The 15728-nt window shown below is 73.5% G+C and carries 14 protein-coding genes; 4 read left to right on the forward strand and 10 right to left on the reverse strand.

Features of this window, described 5'->3' with window-relative positions; all coding sequences use genetic code 11:
* Window positions 1–47: 47 nt before the first annotated feature.
* The 5 genes from OG553_RS21825 to OG553_RS21845 form a co-directional block, all read right to left on the reverse strand.
* Entirely contained in the window at window positions 48–1094 is a 1047-nt protein-coding gene (locus OG553_RS21825; RefSeq protein WP_405980597.1) for an ABC transporter substrate-binding protein, read from the reverse strand.
* A gap of 149 nt (window positions 1095–1243) precedes the next feature.
* Window positions 1244–2404, reverse strand: coding sequence for an acyl-CoA dehydrogenase family protein (locus OG553_RS21830; protein WP_405980598.1), 1161 nt, complete (start codon window positions 2402–2404; stop codon window positions 1244–1246).
* Between the two features lie 7 nt (window positions 2405–2411).
* The gene (locus tag OG553_RS21835; RefSeq protein WP_405983102.1) at window positions 2412–3332 is read right to left on the reverse strand and encodes a hydroxymethylglutaryl-CoA lyase; all 921 of its coding nucleotides are present in this window, start codon (window positions 3330–3332) and stop codon (window positions 2412–2414) included.
* 11 nt (window positions 3333–3343) lie between these two features.
* The gene (locus tag OG553_RS21840) at window positions 3344–5404 is read right to left on the reverse strand and encodes an acetyl-CoA carboxylase biotin carboxylase subunit (protein ID WP_405980599.1); all 2061 of its coding nucleotides are present in this window, start codon (window positions 5402–5404) and stop codon (window positions 3344–3346) included.
* A 25-nt stretch (window positions 5405–5429) separates the two neighbouring features.
* Window positions 5430–7046, reverse strand: coding sequence for a carboxyl transferase domain-containing protein (locus OG553_RS21845; RefSeq protein ID WP_405980600.1), 1617 nt, complete (start codon window positions 7044–7046; stop codon window positions 5430–5432).
* Between the two features lie 100 nt (window positions 7047–7146).
* On the opposite strand from OG553_RS21845, the gene OG553_RS21850 reads away from it, so the two are divergent.
* Genes OG553_RS21850 through OG553_RS21860 form a run of 3 tightly spaced genes read left to right on the forward strand, consistent with a single transcriptional unit; the run spans window position 7147 to window position 9465 of the window.
* The gene (locus OG553_RS21850) at window positions 7147–7725 is read left to right on the forward strand and encodes a TetR/AcrR family transcriptional regulator (protein ID WP_405980601.1); all 579 of its coding nucleotides are present in this window, start codon (window positions 7147–7149) and stop codon (window positions 7723–7725) included.
* Window positions 7726–7781: 56 nt separating this feature from the next.
* Window positions 7782–8588 carry a phosphatase gene (locus OG553_RS21855; RefSeq protein ID WP_405980602.1) on the forward strand — a complete coding sequence of 269 codons (807 nt, stop codon included), beginning with the start codon at window positions 7782–7784 and terminating at the stop codon, window positions 8586–8588.
* A gap of 52 nt (window positions 8589–8640) precedes the next feature.
* Window positions 8641–9465 (forward strand): DUF4253 domain-containing protein, encoded by an 825-nt coding sequence (locus OG553_RS21860; protein WP_405980603.1) that lies wholly within the window; start codon window positions 8641–8643, stop codon window positions 9463–9465.
* Window positions 9466–9484: 19 nt separating this feature from the next.
* On the opposite strand, the gene OG553_RS21865 is transcribed toward OG553_RS21860, so the two are convergent.
* The 5 genes from OG553_RS21865 to OG553_RS21885 form a co-directional block, all read right to left on the reverse strand.
* Window positions 9485–9892 carry a helix-turn-helix domain-containing protein gene (locus OG553_RS21865; RefSeq protein WP_385761584.1) on the reverse strand — a complete coding sequence of 136 codons (408 nt, stop codon included), beginning with the start codon at window positions 9890–9892 and terminating at the stop codon, window positions 9485–9487.
* A 4-nt stretch (window positions 9893–9896) separates the two neighbouring features.
* Window positions 9897–10886, reverse strand: a complete 990-nt coding sequence (locus OG553_RS21870) for a cation diffusion facilitator family transporter (protein WP_405980604.1) — start codon at window positions 10884–10886, stop codon at window positions 9897–9899.
* A gap of 35 nt (window positions 10887–10921) precedes the next feature.
* Window positions 10922–11797 (reverse strand): acyl-CoA thioesterase II, encoded by an 876-nt coding sequence (gene tesB / locus OG553_RS21875; protein ID WP_405980605.1) that lies wholly within the window; start codon window positions 11795–11797, stop codon window positions 10922–10924.
* A gap of 5 nt (window positions 11798–11802) precedes the next feature.
* Window positions 11803–12960, reverse strand: a complete 1158-nt coding sequence (locus OG553_RS21880) for an acyl-CoA dehydrogenase family protein (protein ID WP_405980606.1) — start codon at window positions 12958–12960, stop codon at window positions 11803–11805.
* 132 nt (window positions 12961–13092) lie between these two features.
* The gene (locus OG553_RS21885) at window positions 13093–14616 is read right to left on the reverse strand and encodes a helix-turn-helix domain-containing protein (protein ID WP_405980607.1); all 1524 of its coding nucleotides are present in this window, start codon (window positions 14614–14616) and stop codon (window positions 13093–13095) included.
* A 117-nt stretch (window positions 14617–14733) separates the two neighbouring features.
* Between OG553_RS21885 and speB the strand changes: the two genes are divergently transcribed.
* A complete protein-coding gene (speB, locus tag OG553_RS21890) occupies window positions 14734–15696 on the forward strand; it encodes an agmatinase (RefSeq protein WP_125817247.1) in 963 nt (320 codons plus the stop codon).
* The last annotated feature ends 32 nt before the right edge of the window (window positions 15697–15728 follow it).

Genomic DNA, 15728 nt, shown 5'->3' on the forward strand with positions numbered 1-15728 from the left:
CGCGGGCGGTGGCCCGCGGCCCGGCCTTCAGGACCGGCGGAAGAGGGTCAGGAGACCTTCTTGGCGTTCTGGATGGTCTTGGCGAGGTCCTCGAGGAGCTGCGCGCACTTCTCGTACGAGTAGATCGGCTCGGTCACGCGCGGGGCGACCTGGCCGGCCTTGACGGCGGGCAGCTCGTTCCAGGTCGGCTTGGCCTTCAGGGCCTCGGGCTGCAGGGCCTGGGTGCGGTTGTCGAGGAGGACGACGTCGGCCTTGTACTTGCCGGCGTTCTCCCAGCTCAGGCTCTCGTAGAAGCCCTGCGGGTCCAGCTTGTCCTGCTCCGGGGCGACGAACTCGACGCCCAGGGACTCGAAGTACTTCAGGTCGGCCGAGGTCTTCGGGGTGGAGACGTAGAAGAGCTGGTCGGCGCCGGAGCCGACGAGCACCTTGATGCCCGGGTTGGCCTTGACGGCCTCGCGGACCTTGGCGGAGGCGGCGTCGAAGCGGGCCTTGGCGTCGGCGGCCTTCTTGGAGTTCAGGTCGGCGCCGAGGGACTTGGCGAGGTCCGCGGTGCGCTCCAGGGCCTTGTCCATGGAGGCCTTGTCGCCCACGCCGATCGCGGCGGCCGGGGCCAGCTTCAGGATCTTGTCCTTGGAGGCCTCGGGGACGTACCAGTACGTGCCGTCCCAGGTGTTGGTGGCGAGCAGCTCGGGCTTGAGGGCCGCGTACTTCTCGACGTTGAACTCGTCGTAGACGTTGCCGAGGATCTCGACCTTGGAGATGTCCATCGAGCCGGCCATCGGGTCGGGCTTGCCGTCGGCCAGCTTGGTCGGGCCGAACACGCCCTTGACCTGCACGCCGTAGTCGTACAGCGCGGCGGCGGTGCCGGTGTAGGCCACGATGTTCTTCGGCGTGGACTTGGCGCCGGCGGTCTTGTCCAGGTCGTCCTTGAAGCTCCACGCGCCCGAGGCGGCGGCCGTGCTGCCCTTGTCGCCCTCAGCGTCCTTCGCCTTGTCGTTGCCGCCGCACGCGGTCAGGGCCGCGACGAGGCCGAGGGCGCCGCCGGCGGCGACGAGACCGCGGCGGGAGAGGAACGTGGAGCTGGGCTTGGGCATGGAGAAGTCCGCTTTCGTGCGTGCAGGGCGGCCGGGGGACCCGAGGCCGTTCGGTGGGAAGGTTAGCCTAACCTTGGCCGAAAACGGTAAGGGGACCCTAATTATTTTCGGGTCCCCTCGTCGTTCCCCGCGCGCGGCGCGGGTGTTCGTCAGCCGGCGAAGCCCAGTTCGCGGGCGATCAGCATGCGCTGCACCTCGCTCGTGCCCTCGCCGATCTCCAGGATCTTGGAGTCCCGCCACATGCGGGCCACCGGGTACTCGTTCATGAAGCCGTAGCCGCCGTGGATCTGCGTGGCGTCCCGGGCGTTGTCGACGGCGACCGTGGAGGAGTACAGCTTCGCGATCGCCGCCTCCTTCTTGAACGGCTCCCCGTGCACCAGCCGGGAGGCCGCGTCGCGCCAGCCGATGCGGGCCATGTGGGCGCGGGTCTCCATGTCGGCCAGCTTGAACTGGATGGCCTGGTTGTCGCCGATCGGCCTGCCGAAGGCCTGCCGCTCCTTGGCGTACTTCACCGACTCGTCCACGCAGCCCTGGGCGAGGCCCGTGGCCAGGGCCGCGATGGCGATCCGGCCCTCGTCGAGGATCCGCAGGAACTGGGCGTAGCCGCGGCCCTCCTGGCCCACCAGGTTGGCGAGCGGCACCCGTACGTCGTCGAAGGACAGCTCGCGGGTGTCGGAGGAGTTCCAGCCGACCTTGGAGTACGGCGCGGCCACCGTGAAGCCCGGCGTGCCGGACGGGACGATGATCGAGGAGATCTCCGGGCGGCCGTCCGCCTTGCGGCCCGTCACGGCGGTGACGGTGACCAGACCGGTGATGTCCGTACCGGAGTTGGTGATGAAGCACTTCGAGCCGTTGATCACCCACTCGTCGCCGTCGCGCACGGCCGTGGTGCGGGTGCCGCCGGCGTCGCTGCCCGCGCCGGGCTCGGTCAGACCGAACGCGCCGAGGACCTCGCCCGAACACAGCTTCGGCAGCCACTCCCGCTTCTGCTCCTCCGAGCCGAACAGGTACAGGGGCATCGCGCCCAGGGAGACGCCCGCCTCCAGGGTGATCGCGACCGAGGAGTCGACGCGGGCCAGCTCCTCCAGGGCGATGCCGAGGGCGAGGTAGTCGCCGCCCATGCCGCCGTACTCCTCGGGGAACGGCAGGCCGAACAGGCCCATGCGGCCCATCTCGCGGACGATCTCGTACGGGAACTCGTGCCGCTCGTACAGGTCGCCGATCTTCGGCGCGACCACGTCGTGCGCGAACGCCTCGACGGTACGGCGGAGTTCCTCGTGCTCGGGGGTGAGCCGGTGGTCGAGGGACATGGTGTGACTACTCCTTGTGGGAGAGGGCGCGGACGGTACGGGAGGGGCTGGGTCGCCCCAGCTGTTCGGCCATCCACACGCTCGTGGCGGTGAGGGCGGCCAGGTCGACCCCGGTCTCGATGCCGAGGCCGTCGAGCATCCACACCAGGTCCTCGGTGGCGAGGTTGCCGGTGGCGCTCTTCGCGTACGGGCAGCCGCCGAGGCCACCGGCGGAGGCGTCGACCGTGGTCACGCCGTGCTGGAGTGCGGCGAGGGTGTTGGACAGGGCCTGGCCGTACGTGTCGTGGAAGTGCACGCCGATCCGGTCGGTCCCGACGCCCGCCTCGTTGAGGGCGGACAGCAGGGTCTGCACGTGGCCGGGCGTGGCGACGCCGATGGTGTCGCCGAGGCTCAGCTCGTCGCAGCCGAGGTCCAGCAGGGCCTTGGCGACGGAGACCACCTGGTGGACCGGGACCGGCCCCTCCCAGGGGTCTCCGAAGCACATGGAGAGGTACCCGCGGACGTGCGCGTCCCGGGCCTTGGCGCGGGCCACGACGGGCTCGAACATGGCGAGGGACTCGGCGACGGTCCGGTTCAGGTTGCGGGCGGCGAAGGTCTCCGTCGCCGAGCCGAACACGGCGATCCGGGTAGCCCCCAGGGCGAGCGCGCGGTCCAGGCCGCGCTCGTTGGGGACCAGCACCGGCAGCGCCGCCTCCACGTCGGAGAGGAGGGGGAAGAGCTGCTCCGCGTCCGCCAGCTGGGGGACCCACTTGGGGTGGACGAAGCTGGTGGCCTCGATGGTGGTGAGGCCGGCGGCGGCGAGCCGGTGGACGAACTCGGCCTTCACCTCCGTCGGTACGGCCGTCTTCTCGTTCTGCAGCCCGTCGCGGGCGCCGACCTCGTGGATGCGGACGCGGGGCGGGAGCCCGGCGGGGGCCGGGACGGTCATGGGCAGCCCGTTCACGAGGCCTCCTCCTCTTCGTCGGGGGTGACCACGGCCAGGACCTGGTCCATGGCCACGGTGGTGCCCGGGGTGACGTCGAGTTCGGTGACGGTGCCTGCGTGCGGGGCGGAGATGACGTGCTCCATCTTCATCGCCTCGACGACCAGCAGGCTCTGCCCGGCCGTGACCCTGTCGCCGACGGCCACCTTGACGACGGTGACGGTGCCGGGCATGGGGGCGGCGAGGGTGTCGGCGCCCGCGCCGGCCGCGCCCTTCGCGGTGACGGGGTCGTACGTCTGGACGTGCCAGCTGTCGCCGTCGCGGCCGAGCCATACCCCGTCCGGGGAGGTGGCGTGGCTGAAGCGGTGGGTGACGCCGTCCAGTTCGACGGTGACGGTGTCGGGGGTGCGGGTGACGATCCGGCCCCGGGCCGGGTTGCCGGTGCCCTCCGGGAGGAGGAGTTCCGTGTGCCGGCCGGTGGCGCTGGGGCTCTGCCCCGGACCCCGCGCCTCAATCGCCGGCGAGGCTGAAGTCGCGGGGCGGGAGCGGACCTCCACCGGGTCTTCGCCCGGGAGGCGGAGGTGGTGCACCGTCCACGCGGGGGTGCCGCCCAGGCGCCAGCCGTTCGCCGAGTCGAAGGGGTCGACCCAGCCGGCCGGCTCCGCCTCCGCGGGACGCGCGAGCAGCGCAGCCGCCGCGTACACCTCCGGCGGGACGCCGTCAGGGAGGAGCCCGTTCAGGTCCCGCTCCACCAGGCCGGTGTCCATGTCGCCCGACACCACGTCCGGGTGCGCCAGGAGCCTCCGGAGGAACCCGGCGTTGGTCTGGACGCCCAGGATCACCGTGTCCGCCAGGGCACCCCGCAGGACACGGAGTGCGGCCGCGCGGTCGGGCCCGTACGCGATGACCTTCGAGAGCATCGGGTCGTACGTCGAGCCCACCGGCACCCCGGCCGTCAGCCCGGAGTCGGTGCGCACCGCGCCGCCGTCCGGCTCCGACAGCGCCAGCACCGTGCCGCCGGACGGCAGGAACCCGCGCGCCGGGTCCTCCGCGCAGACGCGGGCCTCGATCGCGTGCCCGGTCAGCCGGACCTCGTCCTGGGTGACGGGCAGGGCCGCGCCGGAGGCGACCCGCAGCTGCTGCTCCACCAGGTCCAGGCCGGTGACCAGCTCGGTCACCGGGTGCTCCACCTGGAGGCGGGTGTTCATCTCCATGAAGTAGTAGGAGGAGGGGTCCCCGCCCGGGACGATGAACTCCACCGTGCCCGCGCCGACGTACCCGCAGGAGCGCGCGGCCTCCACGGCCGCCGCGCCCATCGCCGCGCGGGTCTTCTCGTCCAGCAGGACCGAGGGGGCCTCCTCGATGACCTTCTGGTGGCGCCGCTGGAGGGAGCACTCGCGCTCGCCCAGGTGCACCACGTTCCCGTGGGCGTCGGCCAGCACCTGGATCTCGATGTGCCGGGGCCGGTCGATCCACCGCTCCACGAGCAGGGTGTCGTCGCCGAAGGAGGACTTCGCCTCGCGGCGGGCGGCCGCGATCTCCTCGGCGAGCAGCGCCTCGTCCCGCACCAGCCGCATGCCCTTGCCGCCGCCGCCCGCCGAGGGCTTGAGCAGCACCGGCATGCCGATCTCGGCGGCGGCCGCGGCCAGTTCGGCGTCCGTCAGGCCGCTGCCGGAGGAGCCCGGGACCACCGGGACGCCGGCCGCGCGGACCGTCTCCTTCGCCGTGATCTTGTCGCCCATCAGGGAGATGGCGGAGGCGGGCGGCCCGATGAAGGCCAGCCCGGCCTCCGTACAGGCCGCCGCGAAGGCCGCGTTCTCGGCGAGGAAGCCGTAGCCGGGGTGCACGGCCTCGGCGCCGGTGCGCTTCGCGGCGTCCAGGAGCCGCTCCACCGACAGGTAGCTCTCGGCGGCGGCCGCCGGGCCGATCCGGACGGCCGTGTCGGCCTCCCGTACGTGGCGGGCGTCGGCGTCGGCGTCGCTGAAGACGGCCACCGAGCGGATGCCGAGCTGCCGCAGGGTGCGGATGACGCGTACCGCGATCTCGCCGCGGTTGGCGACCAGAACAGTGCTGAACATCGAAGGGGTCCTCACGTCACTCACGTCACATACGGAAGATGCCGAAGCCGGAGTCGCCCAAGGGGGCGTTCGCGCACGCGGTCAGGGCCAGTCCCAGCACCTGCCGGGTCTCCAGCGGGTCGATGACCCCGTCGTCCCACAGCCGCGCGGTGGCGTAGTAGGCGTTGCCCTGCTCCTCGTACTGCGCGCGGACCGGGGCCTTGAAGGCCTCCTCGTCCTCGGCCGGCCACTCCTGGCCCGCGCCCTCGATCTGGTCCCGCTTGACGGTCGCCAGCACCGAGGCGGCCTGCTCGCCGCCCATCACCGAGATCTTGGCGTTGGGCCACATCCACAGGAAGCGCGGCGAGTACGCCCGGCCGCACATCGAGTAGTTGCCCGCGCCGTAGCTGCCGCCGACGACCACGGTCAGCTTCGGGACCCGGGCGCAGGCCACCGCGGTGACCATCTTCGCGCCGTGCTTGGCGATGCCGCCCGCCTCGTAGTCGCGGCCGACCATGAAGCCGGAGATGTTCTGGAGGAAGAGGAGCGGGATGCCGCGCTGGTCGCACAGCTCGATGAAGTGGGCGCCCTTCTGGGCGGACTCGGCGAACAGGATGCCGTTGTTGGCGATGATGCCGACCGGGTGGCCGTGGATCCGGGCGAAGCCGGTGACCAGGGTCTGCCCGAACTCCGACTTGAACTCCTGGAAGCGGGAGCCGTCCACGACGCGGGCGATGATCTCGCGCGCGTCGTAGGGGGTGCGGGAGTCGACGGGGACCGCGCCGTACAGGCCGGACGGGTCCACCTTGGGCTCCTCGGGAGCCTCGACCGACCAGGGCAGGGCCCCGCGCGCGGGCAGGGTCGCCACGATGTTCCGTACGATCCGCAGCGCGTGCGCGTCGTCCTCCGCGAGGTGGTCGGTGACGCCGGAGACCCGGGAGTGGACCTCGCCGCCGCCGAGCTCCTCGGCCGTGACCACCTCACCGGTGGCGGCCTTCACCAGCGGCGGGCCGCCGAGGAAGATGGTGCCCTGGTTGCGGACGATGACGGCCTCGTCGCTCATCGCCGGCACGTACGCCCCGCCGGCGGTGCAGGAGCCGAGGACGGCGGCGATCTGCGGGATGCCGGCCCCGGACATGCGGGCCTGGTTGTAGAAGATCCGGCCGAAGTGCTCCCGGTCGGGGAAGACCTCGTCCTGCATGGGCAGGAAGGCGCCGCCGGAGTCGACCAGGTAGAGGCAGGGGAGACGGTTCTCCAGGGCCACTTCCTGGGCGCGCAGGTGCTTCTTCACGGTCATCGGGTAGTAGGTGCCGCCCTTGACGGTGGCGTCGTTCGCGACGATCACGCACTCGCGCCCGCTGACCCGGCCGATGCCCGCGATCACCCCGGCGGCCGGGGCGGAGCCCCCGTACATGCCCTCGGCGGCCAGCGGGGCCAGCTCCAGGAAGGGCGAACCGGGGTCGAGGAGGGTGTCCACGCGGTCGCGGGGGAGCAGTTTCCCGCGCGCGGTGTGGCGGGCGCGGGCCTTCTCGCCGCCGCCGAGGCGGGCCGCGTCGAGCCGGGCGCGCAGGCCTCCGGCGAGTTCGCGGTGGGCGGCCTCATTGGTCCGCCAGGCCTCGGACGCCGGGTCCGCGGCGCTCGTCAGCACTGGTGCCTGCTGCATCGGTCGAGCTCCCTTGCTCGTGCACGCTTTGTTAATGACCGTTAACGCGTTCGGGTTTCAGGTTAACGAGCGCTAACCGCCCTGTCTAGAATGGATTCCCATGAGCACCAGAGCGGCCACCCCGACCCGTCGCGAGCAGATCCTCAGTGAGGCCGCTCGTCTTTTCGCGGAGCGCGGCTTCCACGGCGTCGGCGTGGACGAGATAGGCGCGGCGGTCGGCATCAGCGGCCCCGGGCTCTACCGGCACTTCGCCGGCAAGGACGCCATGCTCGCCGAGCTGCTCGTCGGGATCAGCGAGCGGCTGCTGACCGGCGGCCGGCGGCGCGTCGAGGAGGCGGCCGGGGATCCGGAGGCGATCCTCGCCTCCCTGGTCGAGGGGCACATCGACTTCGCCCTCGACGACCGGGCGCTGATCACCCTGCACGACCGCGAGCTCGACCGGCTGCGCGAGGCCGACCGCAAGCTCGTGCGCCAGCTCCAGCGGCAGTACGTCGAGCTGTGGGTGGAGGTCGTACGGGAACTGCACCCCGAGGTCGGCGAGGCGGAGGTGCGGGTGGCCGTGCACGCCGTCTTCGGCCTGCTGAACTCCACCCCCCACCTGGGCGCACCGGGCCGCGATGCCACCGAGTCCCTGCTGCGCAGGCTGGCCAACGGGGCCTTCGGAGCGTTGTCGGGGTGAGGCGCGGCTTGAGGGGCACTTGGCGGAACGGACGCCTCCGGGCGGGCGGCGGCAGAATGGGCCGCATGCCGAAGCCGATAGAGACGCCCGTACCCACCCGCGCCGAACTCGTCGACCACCTGGTCCGCACGCGGATCGCGGGGCAGGTGGCCACCCCTCGCGAGAACAACCTCTCCCACTACCGCAAGCTCGCCAACGGCGACCGGCACTACTGGCTCGGCCTGGAACTGGGCGACCGCTGGGCCGACGAGCAGGACGTACTGGCCGTGATGGCCGAGCGCGTCGGCGTCGTCGACGACCCGGCCCACCGGGTGGGTCAGGACACCATCGACCCGGAACTGACCGTCGCGGGCCTGGACCGGATGGCGGCCCGGCTCCACAAGGCCGCCCTCGACCGGCACAGCGTGCTGTTCGCCACCGGCCACCCCGGCGGGCTGCTCGACGTCCACCGCGCCACCGCCGACGCGCTGCGCGCCGCGGGCTGCGAGATCGTCCGGATCCCGGCCGGCCTGTTCGCCGACGAGGGCTCGGTGTGGCAGTTCGCGGACGTGGCCGTGCTGGAGCGGGGCGCGACCCTGTGGCACACCCACTCCCCGGCCCCGATGGCCGCGATCCTGGACGGCCTCGCGGCGGAGGGCCGCCCGCAGCCGGACCTGGTCGTCGCCGACCACGGCTGGGCGGGCTGCGCGGCGCAGCGCGGGCTGGACGCGGTCGGGTACGCGGACTGCAACGACCCGGCGCTGTTCCTCGGCGAGGCGGAGGGCACCCTTCAGGTCGCCGTCCCCTTGGACGACCACGTCCGCGACCCGCGCTACTACGACCCGATGGTGGCGTACCTCCTCTCGGCGGCGGGCCTGCTGTAGCCCCGGCCGGGACCCGGTGGGGGTGTCGGTGGGGGCCGGTACGGTCGCCGGTGTGGCCGATGCACCGAACCCGTTGTCCGTGCACGATTCCGCCGGAGGCTTCGCCGGGCTGCCGCCGGGCGGGCTGATCACGCGGGCGGTGCGGCGCGGGCGGCTGCGGCGGGTGCGGCGGGAGCCGTTGCTGTGGCTCTCCGGCGGGCCGGTGGACGCCCCGGCCGCCGCGTACCCGGCGCCCGCCGGGCTGCTGCCCGTCCTGCTGCACGACCAGTACGGGCCCGAGCGGTGGTGGCAGGACGAGGACCACGTGCGTCCGGACCGCTGCTCCGACCCGGACGACCACGACGCGGAGACCGTGCTGCGGGACTACTGGAACGCCGTCGTCCCCGACCCGGAGGAGGGGGAGGAGGGCGTGGAGCTGATCGCCCCCTTCGGCCGGTCCTGGCCCGGCACCGCCCGGCCCGGGACCCCGGCCGCGGAGCCCCGGGCGGCGGCTGACGCGGTGGCGGGCGGGCTGCTCGCGCGGGGGTGGCTGGGCGGCGGTCCCCGGCTCGCGATGGTCCCCGCCCGGCGCGGGGCCGACGTACCGGCCGCGATCGGCTGGTGCGGCCCCACCAACCACGACGACGACACCGCCCGCGTCAGCGCCGTCCTGCGCTCCTGGGAGGACCGCTTCGGTGCCCGCGTGCTCGCGATCGGCCACGACCGGCTCGACCTGTCGGTCGCGGCCCCGCCCCGTACGCTCGCCGAGGCCCTCCCGGTCGCCGCCGAGCACTTCGCGTTCTGCCCCGACAACGTCTGGCAGGGCTCCGGCACCGTCCGCGACTACGCCGCGGAGGCGCTGACCGGCGAGGCCCACTGGTCCTTCTGGTGGGACTGAGGGCCCCGGCCGGCGACCGTCAGCCGGCGTTGGGGCCGTTCCTGACCGGCCGGGTGTGGATCTTCGACACGCAGGCCGGCAGGGCCGCGTCCGCCTCGTGGTCACGGGCCCGGTACGCGCTCGGGCTCTCGCCCACCAGCTCCGTGAACCGCGAGCTGAACGACCCCAGCGAGGTACAGCCCACCGCGAAGCAGACCTCCGTCACCGACTGGTCGCCCCGCCGCAGCAGCGCCTTGGCCCGCTCGATCCGGCGCGTCATCAGGTAGCTGTACGGGGTCTCCCCGTAGGCGGCGCGGAAACTGCGCGAGAAGTGCCCCGCCGACATCAGCGCGACCTGCGCCAGCGCGGTGACGTCGAGCGGCTCCGCGTAGTTGCGGTCCATCAGGTCGCGGGCCCGGCGCAGCCGGGCGAGGTCCTCCAGGTTCACTCGGTCAGCCTTGCACAGCCCCGGGCGGTAGCGAAGGTTCCGCCGACGGGACCGGTGTCGGCGTCGGGTCCAGGTAGACCCGGCGGATCGCCGGCCACCGCTCCCGCAGCTGGTCCTCCGCGTCCTCGCAGGCCGCCTCCACCTGCCGGGCCGACGCCAGGTCGTGGAAGTCCACCTTCGCCGCGACGAGCACCTCGTCCGGCCCCTGCACCAGGGTGGTCAGCTCCAGCACCCCCTCGATGTGCAGGACGGACAGCAGCTCCTCGCGCACCTCCGCCCGCATCGGCGCGGGCAGCGGCCGCCCGATCAGGTACTGCGCGTTCGAGCGCCCCAGCTCCCACGCCACCGCCACCAGCAGCGCCGCGATCAGCAGCGAGGCCACCCCGTCGTAGACGCCCGACCCGGTCAGCTGCGCCCCGAGCAGCCCGCCCGCCGCCAGCGCGAGCCCGACGAGCGCGGCGGCGTTCTCCAGCAGGACCGCCTTCACCGCCGTGTCCGGGGTGTGCTTCACGTACAGCCCCAGCGGCGCCCGCATCCGCGCCGCCTCGCCCGTCACCTGCCGCCAGGCGACCAGTAGCGAGTACCCCTCCAGGACGAACGCGACGGCGAGGACGGCGTACGAGAACACCGGGTCGCCGGGGTCCTCCCCGTGCACCAGGGTGTGGATCCCGTCGTAGCAGGCGAAGACCGCGCCGCCCGCGAACGTGGCGATCGAGGCGAGCAGCGCCCAGATGTAGCGCTCGGGCCCGTACCCCAGCGGGTGCGCCTCGTCGGCGGGCCGGGCGCTGCGCTTCAGGGAGGTCAGCAGCAGCACCTCGGTGACCGTGTCGGCCACCGAGTGCGCGGCCTCGGACAGCATCGCGCTGGACCCGCTGACGATCCCGGCGACGGCCTTCGCGGCGGCGATGGCCAGGTTGGTGACCACGGCGACGACCACCGTGGCGAGGCTCTCGGATCCCGTCCCCGCATCCGGGGCGTCGGCTTCGACCGGCATGGGGCGACGGTATGTCCGTCCGGCCGCGTGTCCACTCAGCCGCGCGGGACGCGCACGACACCTTCTTGGATCACTGTGACCGCCAGGCGGCCGTCCTGCGTCCAGATGCGGGCCTGTCCCAGGCCCCGGCCGGCGGACGCCGAGGGGGACTCCTGGTCGTACAGGAGCCATTCGTCGGCGCGGAAGGGGCGGTGGAACCACATGGCGTGGTCCAGGGAGGCGCCGACCACGTCGCCGACGGCCCAGCCGCCCCGGCCGTGCGCGAGCAGCACCGAGTCCAGCAGGGTCATGTCGGAGACGTAGGTGGCCAGGCAGATGTGCAGCAGGGGGTCGTCCGCGAGCTTGCCCTGGGTGCGGAACCAGACCTGGGAGCGCGGCTCCAGCGGCTCGCCGACCGAGCCCCACGGCGGGGTGGTCGCGTACCGCAGGTCCACGGCGCCGCGCGCCTCCAGCAGCCGTTCGACGGTGCCGGGGTCGCGGAAGGTCTCCCGGTACGCCGGCAGCGCCTCGGCGGCCGTCGGCAGGGTCTCGGGGTCCGGCGCGGCCGGCATCCCGGCCTGGTGCTCCATGCCCTCCTCGTACGTCTGGAAGGACGCGGAGAGGTGGAAGATCGGCTGGCCGTGCTGGACGGCGACCACGCGGCGGGTGGTGAAGGACCGCCCGTCGCGGATCCGGTCCACGGAGTACACGATCGGCGCGCCGGAGTCGCCGGTGCGCAGGAAGTACGAGTGGAGCGAGTGCGGAAGCCGGTCCGCGGGCACCGTGCGGCCGGCCGCGACCAGCGCCTGGGCCGCGACCTGGCCGCCGAACACGCGCGGCACCAGGGAGGTGCGGCTCGTGCCGCGGAAGATGTTCTCCTCGATCTGCTCCAGGTCGAGCAGATCGAGGAGGTCCGCCAGTGCCTCGTTCAAGTGGGCTACAGACCCATCGACTTGGCGATGATCGACTTCATGATCTCGCTGGTGCCGCCGTAGATGCGGTTGACGCGGTTGTCGGCGTACAGGCGGGCGATCGGGTACTCGTTCATGTACCCGTAGCCGCCGTGCAGCTGGAGGCAGCGGTCGATGACGCGGTGCGCGACCTCGGTGCAGAACAGCTTCGCGGAGGCGGCCTCGGCCGGGGTCAGCTCGCCGGCGTCCAGGGCCTCCAGCGCGCGGTCGGCGACGGCCTGGGCCGCGTCCACCTCGGCCTGGCAGGCGGCCAGCTCGAACTTGGTGTTCTGGAAGTGCGCGACGGGCTTGCCGAAGACGGTGCGGTCCGTGACGTACTGCTGGGCGAACCGGACGGCGGCGGCGGCCTGGGCGTAGGCGCCGAAGGCGATGCCCCAGCGCTCGGAGGCCAGGTTGTGGCCGAGGTAGTAGAAGCCCTTGCCCTCCTCGCCGAGCAGGTCCTCGACCGGGACCTTGACGTCGACGAACGCCAGCTCGGCGGTGTCGGAGGTCTTCAGGCCCAGCTTGTCGAGCTTGCGGCCGATCGAGTAGCCCTCGGACTTGGTGTCCACGGCGAAGAGGGAGATGCCGAAGCGGCGGTCGTCGGCCGACGGGGCGGAGGTGCGGGCGCAGACGATCACGCGGTCGGCGTGCACGCCGCCGGTGATGAAGGTCTTGGAGCCGTTGAGGACGTAGTGCGTGCCGTCCTCGGAGAGCTTGGCGGTGGTCTTCATGCCCGCGACGTCGGAGCCGGTGCCCGGCTCGGTCATCGCGAGGGCCCACATCTCCTCACCGGAGACGAAGTTCGGGAGGAAGCGCTTCTTCTGCTCGTCGGTGGCGAGCATCTTGATGTAGGGCAGGGCGAGCAGCACGTGCACGCCGGAGCCGCCGAAGTTGACGCCCGCGCGGGAGGTCTCTTCGTAGAGGACGGCCTCGAACTTGTGGGTGTCCAGGCCCGCGCCGCCGAACTCCTCGGGGACGTTGATGCCGAAGACGCCCAGCTCGCCGAGCTTGTAGTAGAAGTCGCGCGGCGCCTGGCCGGCCTGGAACCACTCGTCGTAGACGGGGACGACCTCGGCCTCGATGAAGGCGCGGAGGGTCTCGCGGAACGCCTCGTGGTCCTCGTTGAATACGGTACGGCGCACGAGCCGCCTCCTCGATCACTGGTTCGGCCAGACTATGTCTAAGCGCTTGCTCATACCTAAGTTACCCGGCGGTCACTCCGGCTGTCCAGGGAGTGTGACGCGGTCCGGAAACCTTTCTGCGGGCCTTGCGGCTCAGGACGGGCGGCGCAGCGCGAACCACAGCTCCATCCGGGTGTCGGGGTCGTCGAGGTCCCGGTCCAGCAGCGCCGCGCAGCGGGCCACGCGCTGGCGGACCGTGTTGCGGTGCACCCCGAGGGCCGCCGCGCTGCGGTCCCAGCTGCCGTGGTGGGCCAGCCAGCCGCGCAGGGTGTCCCGCAGGGCGGGGGAGAGGGGCTCCAGCAGGGCCGCGGCGTGGGCCCGCGCCTCGGCCTCGCCGACCAGCCCCGCGAAGCCGGGGTCCGTGTGCCGGGACAGCGGGGTCCGCGCCGCCTCGGCGCGGGCGAGGGCGCGGCGGGCCTGCGCCGCGGCGGTGGCCAGGGCGCCGGGCGCGGCCGGGGCGCTGACCCCGAGCCGCCAGCCGGGCTGCGGGCCGGGCTCGCGGTCGGTGAGCAGGCGTACGCCGTCCCCGCGCGGGTCCAGCAGTACGGTGCCCAGCGCGGCGGCGAGGGCCCCCGGGTCGCCGCCGCCCCGGGCGTGGACCGCGTACCAGGGCCCGGGCGCGAGCGCCCCGGCCGGATCCCCGTCCAGCAGCAGCCGGGTCAGGGCCGCGGCCTCGTCCCCGGCGGGGCGCTCGGCCGTGACCAGGGCCAGCAGCACGGCGGCGATGGACGCGATGGTGTGGTCCCCGGGGGTCCGCCCCGGGGTGGCCAGGGCCAGCACCCGCCCACCGCCCACGGCGTACGCGGCCAGGCTCGTGCCCCCGACCGCGTCGGTGGCGGTGGCCGCGGCCCCCGGCGCCACCCGCCGCGCCAGCGCGTCCACGGCGTCGAGCACCCCGTCGTCAGGCGCGGCCCCGGCGGCGACGGTCCGGGCGGGGCCGGGCCTGGGGGCCCCGGCCGGGCCGGCGGCTCCGGGGGTTGCCGCCGTCGGCCCGGCGCCGGTGCCTCCGGCGGTCATGGGTATGGCCGGGTCGGCGCCCGGGTCGAGGAGGGCCGCCCAGCCCGTCAGGCTCGCCGCCAGGCGGGACAGGAGGGCCGGGACCGGGTCCGGGCGGGCCGCGGCCGCCGCCAGGGCCTGCTGCGCCTCGGCGACCCGGCGCAGCTCCCGCGTACGGGCCTCCGCCATCAGCCGCCCGACGCTGCGGGCGACCGCCGTGAACGGGGTCCCGGGCGGGACCTCGATCAGCGGCAGCCCGCTGCGCTCGCACGCCTCGGCCAGGCCGGGCGGAACCACCTCGTGCACCGGGGTCACCCCGAAGCCGAGCGCGGCGGCCCCGGCGCGGGCCAGCCGGCCCACGTACTCGGCGGCCCCGGCCTCCGTCAGCGCCGCCCCGGCCGTCAGCAGGAGCTCGCCGCCCAGCAGGTACGGGGACGGGTCCGCCATCTCCGAGGCGTGCACCCCGTGCAGCTCCGCCGCCGCCGGCCCCGCGAGGTGCCGCAGCCCCAGCCCCCGCTCGCCGAGCAGCCCCGCGAGCCCCACGGGCGGCGTCATCGGCTCCCCGGCGGGTCCCCCGGGCGGCCCGCTGCCGGGGGACGGGGGGACCGGGAGGTCGGCCATGGATACTCCGTACATCTCAGTGCTGCCAGATGGATGAAACGTACCCTCCCCACCCCCGCGCCGCCCGCTTACGCTCGAAGGACCGCACCAGCAGGACCACCAGAAGGGCACCCCCCCATGAGCACGCAGCCGCGCGGCCCCGTCGACTCCTCCCGCATCCCGCGCTACGCGGGCCCGGCGACCTTCGCCCGCCTGCCGCGCCTCGACGAGGTCGGCTCCGCCGACGTCGCCGTCGTCGGCGTGCCCTTCGACTCCGGCGTCTCCTACCGCCCCGGCGCCCGCTTCGGCGGCAACGCCATCCGCGAGGCCTCCCGCCTGCTGCGCCCGTACAACCCGGCCCAGGACGCCTCCCCGTTCGCCCTCGCGCAGGTCGCCGACGCCGGCGACATCGCGGTGAACCCCTTCAACATCAACGAGGCCGTCGAGACGGTCGAGGCCGCCGCCGACGAGCTCCTCGCGGGCGGCTCCCGCCTGATGACCCTCGGCGGCGACCACACCATCGCCCTCCCGCTGCTGCGCTCGGTCGCGAAGAAGCACGGCCCGGTCGCCCTGCTCCACTTCGACGCCCACCTCGACACCTGGGACACCTACTTCGGCGCCGAGTACACCCACGGCACCCCGTTCCGCCGCGCCGTCGAAGAGGGCATCCTCGACACCGAGGCGCTCTCCCACGTCGGTACCCGCGGCCCGCTCTACGGCAAGCAGGACCTCGACGACGACGCCAAGATGGGCTTCGGCATCGTCACCTCCGCCGACGTCTACCGCCGCGGTGCCGACGAGGTCGCCGACCAGCTGCGCCAGCGCATCGGCGACCGCCCGCTGTACATCTCCATCGACATCGACGTGCTCGACCCGGCCCACGCGCCCGGCACCGGCACGCCGGAGGCCGGCGGCATGACCTCCCGCGAGCTGCTGGAGATCATCCGCGGCCTGTCGTCCTGCAACCTGGTTTCGGCCGACGTCGTCGAGGTCGCCCCGGCGTACGATCACGCGGAGATCACCTCGGTCGCGGCCTCGCACACCGCGTACGAGCTGACCACGATCATGAGCCGTCAGATCGCGGCCTCCCGCCAGGGCTGACCCCCCGGCACGGCGGCGAAGACGGTGCGGCA

The sequence above is a fragment of the Streptomyces sp. NBC_00158 genome, from assembly GCF_045160885.1.
Classification (GTDB): Bacteria; Actinomycetota; Actinomycetes; order Streptomycetales; family Streptomycetaceae; genus Streptomyces.

Excerpts from the sequence above, each read along its gene's own strand:
- OG553_RS21825 (WP_405980597.1), bottom strand. The coding sequence starts at position 1,094 with ATGCCCAAGCCCAGCTCCACGTTCCTCTCCCGCCGCGGTCTCGTCGCC.
- OG553_RS21830 (WP_405980598.1), bottom strand. The coding sequence starts at position 2,404 with ATGTCCCTCGACCACCGGCTCACCCCCGAGCACGAGGAACTCCGCCGT.
- OG553_RS21835 (WP_405983102.1), bottom strand. The coding sequence starts at position 3,332 with ATGACCGTCCCGGCCCCCGCCGGGCTCCCGCCCCGCGTCCGCATCCAC.
- OG553_RS21840 (WP_405980599.1), bottom strand. The coding sequence starts at position 5,404 with ATGTTCAGCACTGTTCTGGTCGCCAACCGCGGCGAGATCGCGGTACGC.
- OG553_RS21845 (WP_405980600.1), bottom strand. The coding sequence starts at position 7,046 with ATGCAGCAGGCACCAGTGCTGACGAGCGCCGCGGACCCGGCGTCCGAG.
- OG553_RS21850 (WP_405980601.1), top strand. The coding sequence starts at position 7,147 with ATGAGCACCAGAGCGGCCACCCCGACCCGTCGCGAGCAGATCCTCAGT.
- OG553_RS21855 (WP_405980602.1), top strand. The coding sequence starts at position 7,782 with ATGGGCCGCATGCCGAAGCCGATAGAGACGCCCGTACCCACCCGCGCC.
- OG553_RS21870 (WP_405980604.1), bottom strand. The coding sequence starts at position 10,886 with ATGCCGGTCGAAGCCGACGCCCCGGATGCGGGGACGGGATCCGAGAGC.
- OG553_RS21885 (WP_405980607.1), bottom strand. The coding sequence starts at position 14,616 with ATGGCCGACCTCCCGGTCCCCCCGTCCCCCGGCAGCGGGCCGCCCGGG.
- speB (WP_125817247.1), top strand. The coding sequence starts at position 14,734 with ATGAGCACGCAGCCGCGCGGCCCCGTCGACTCCTCCCGCATCCCGCGC.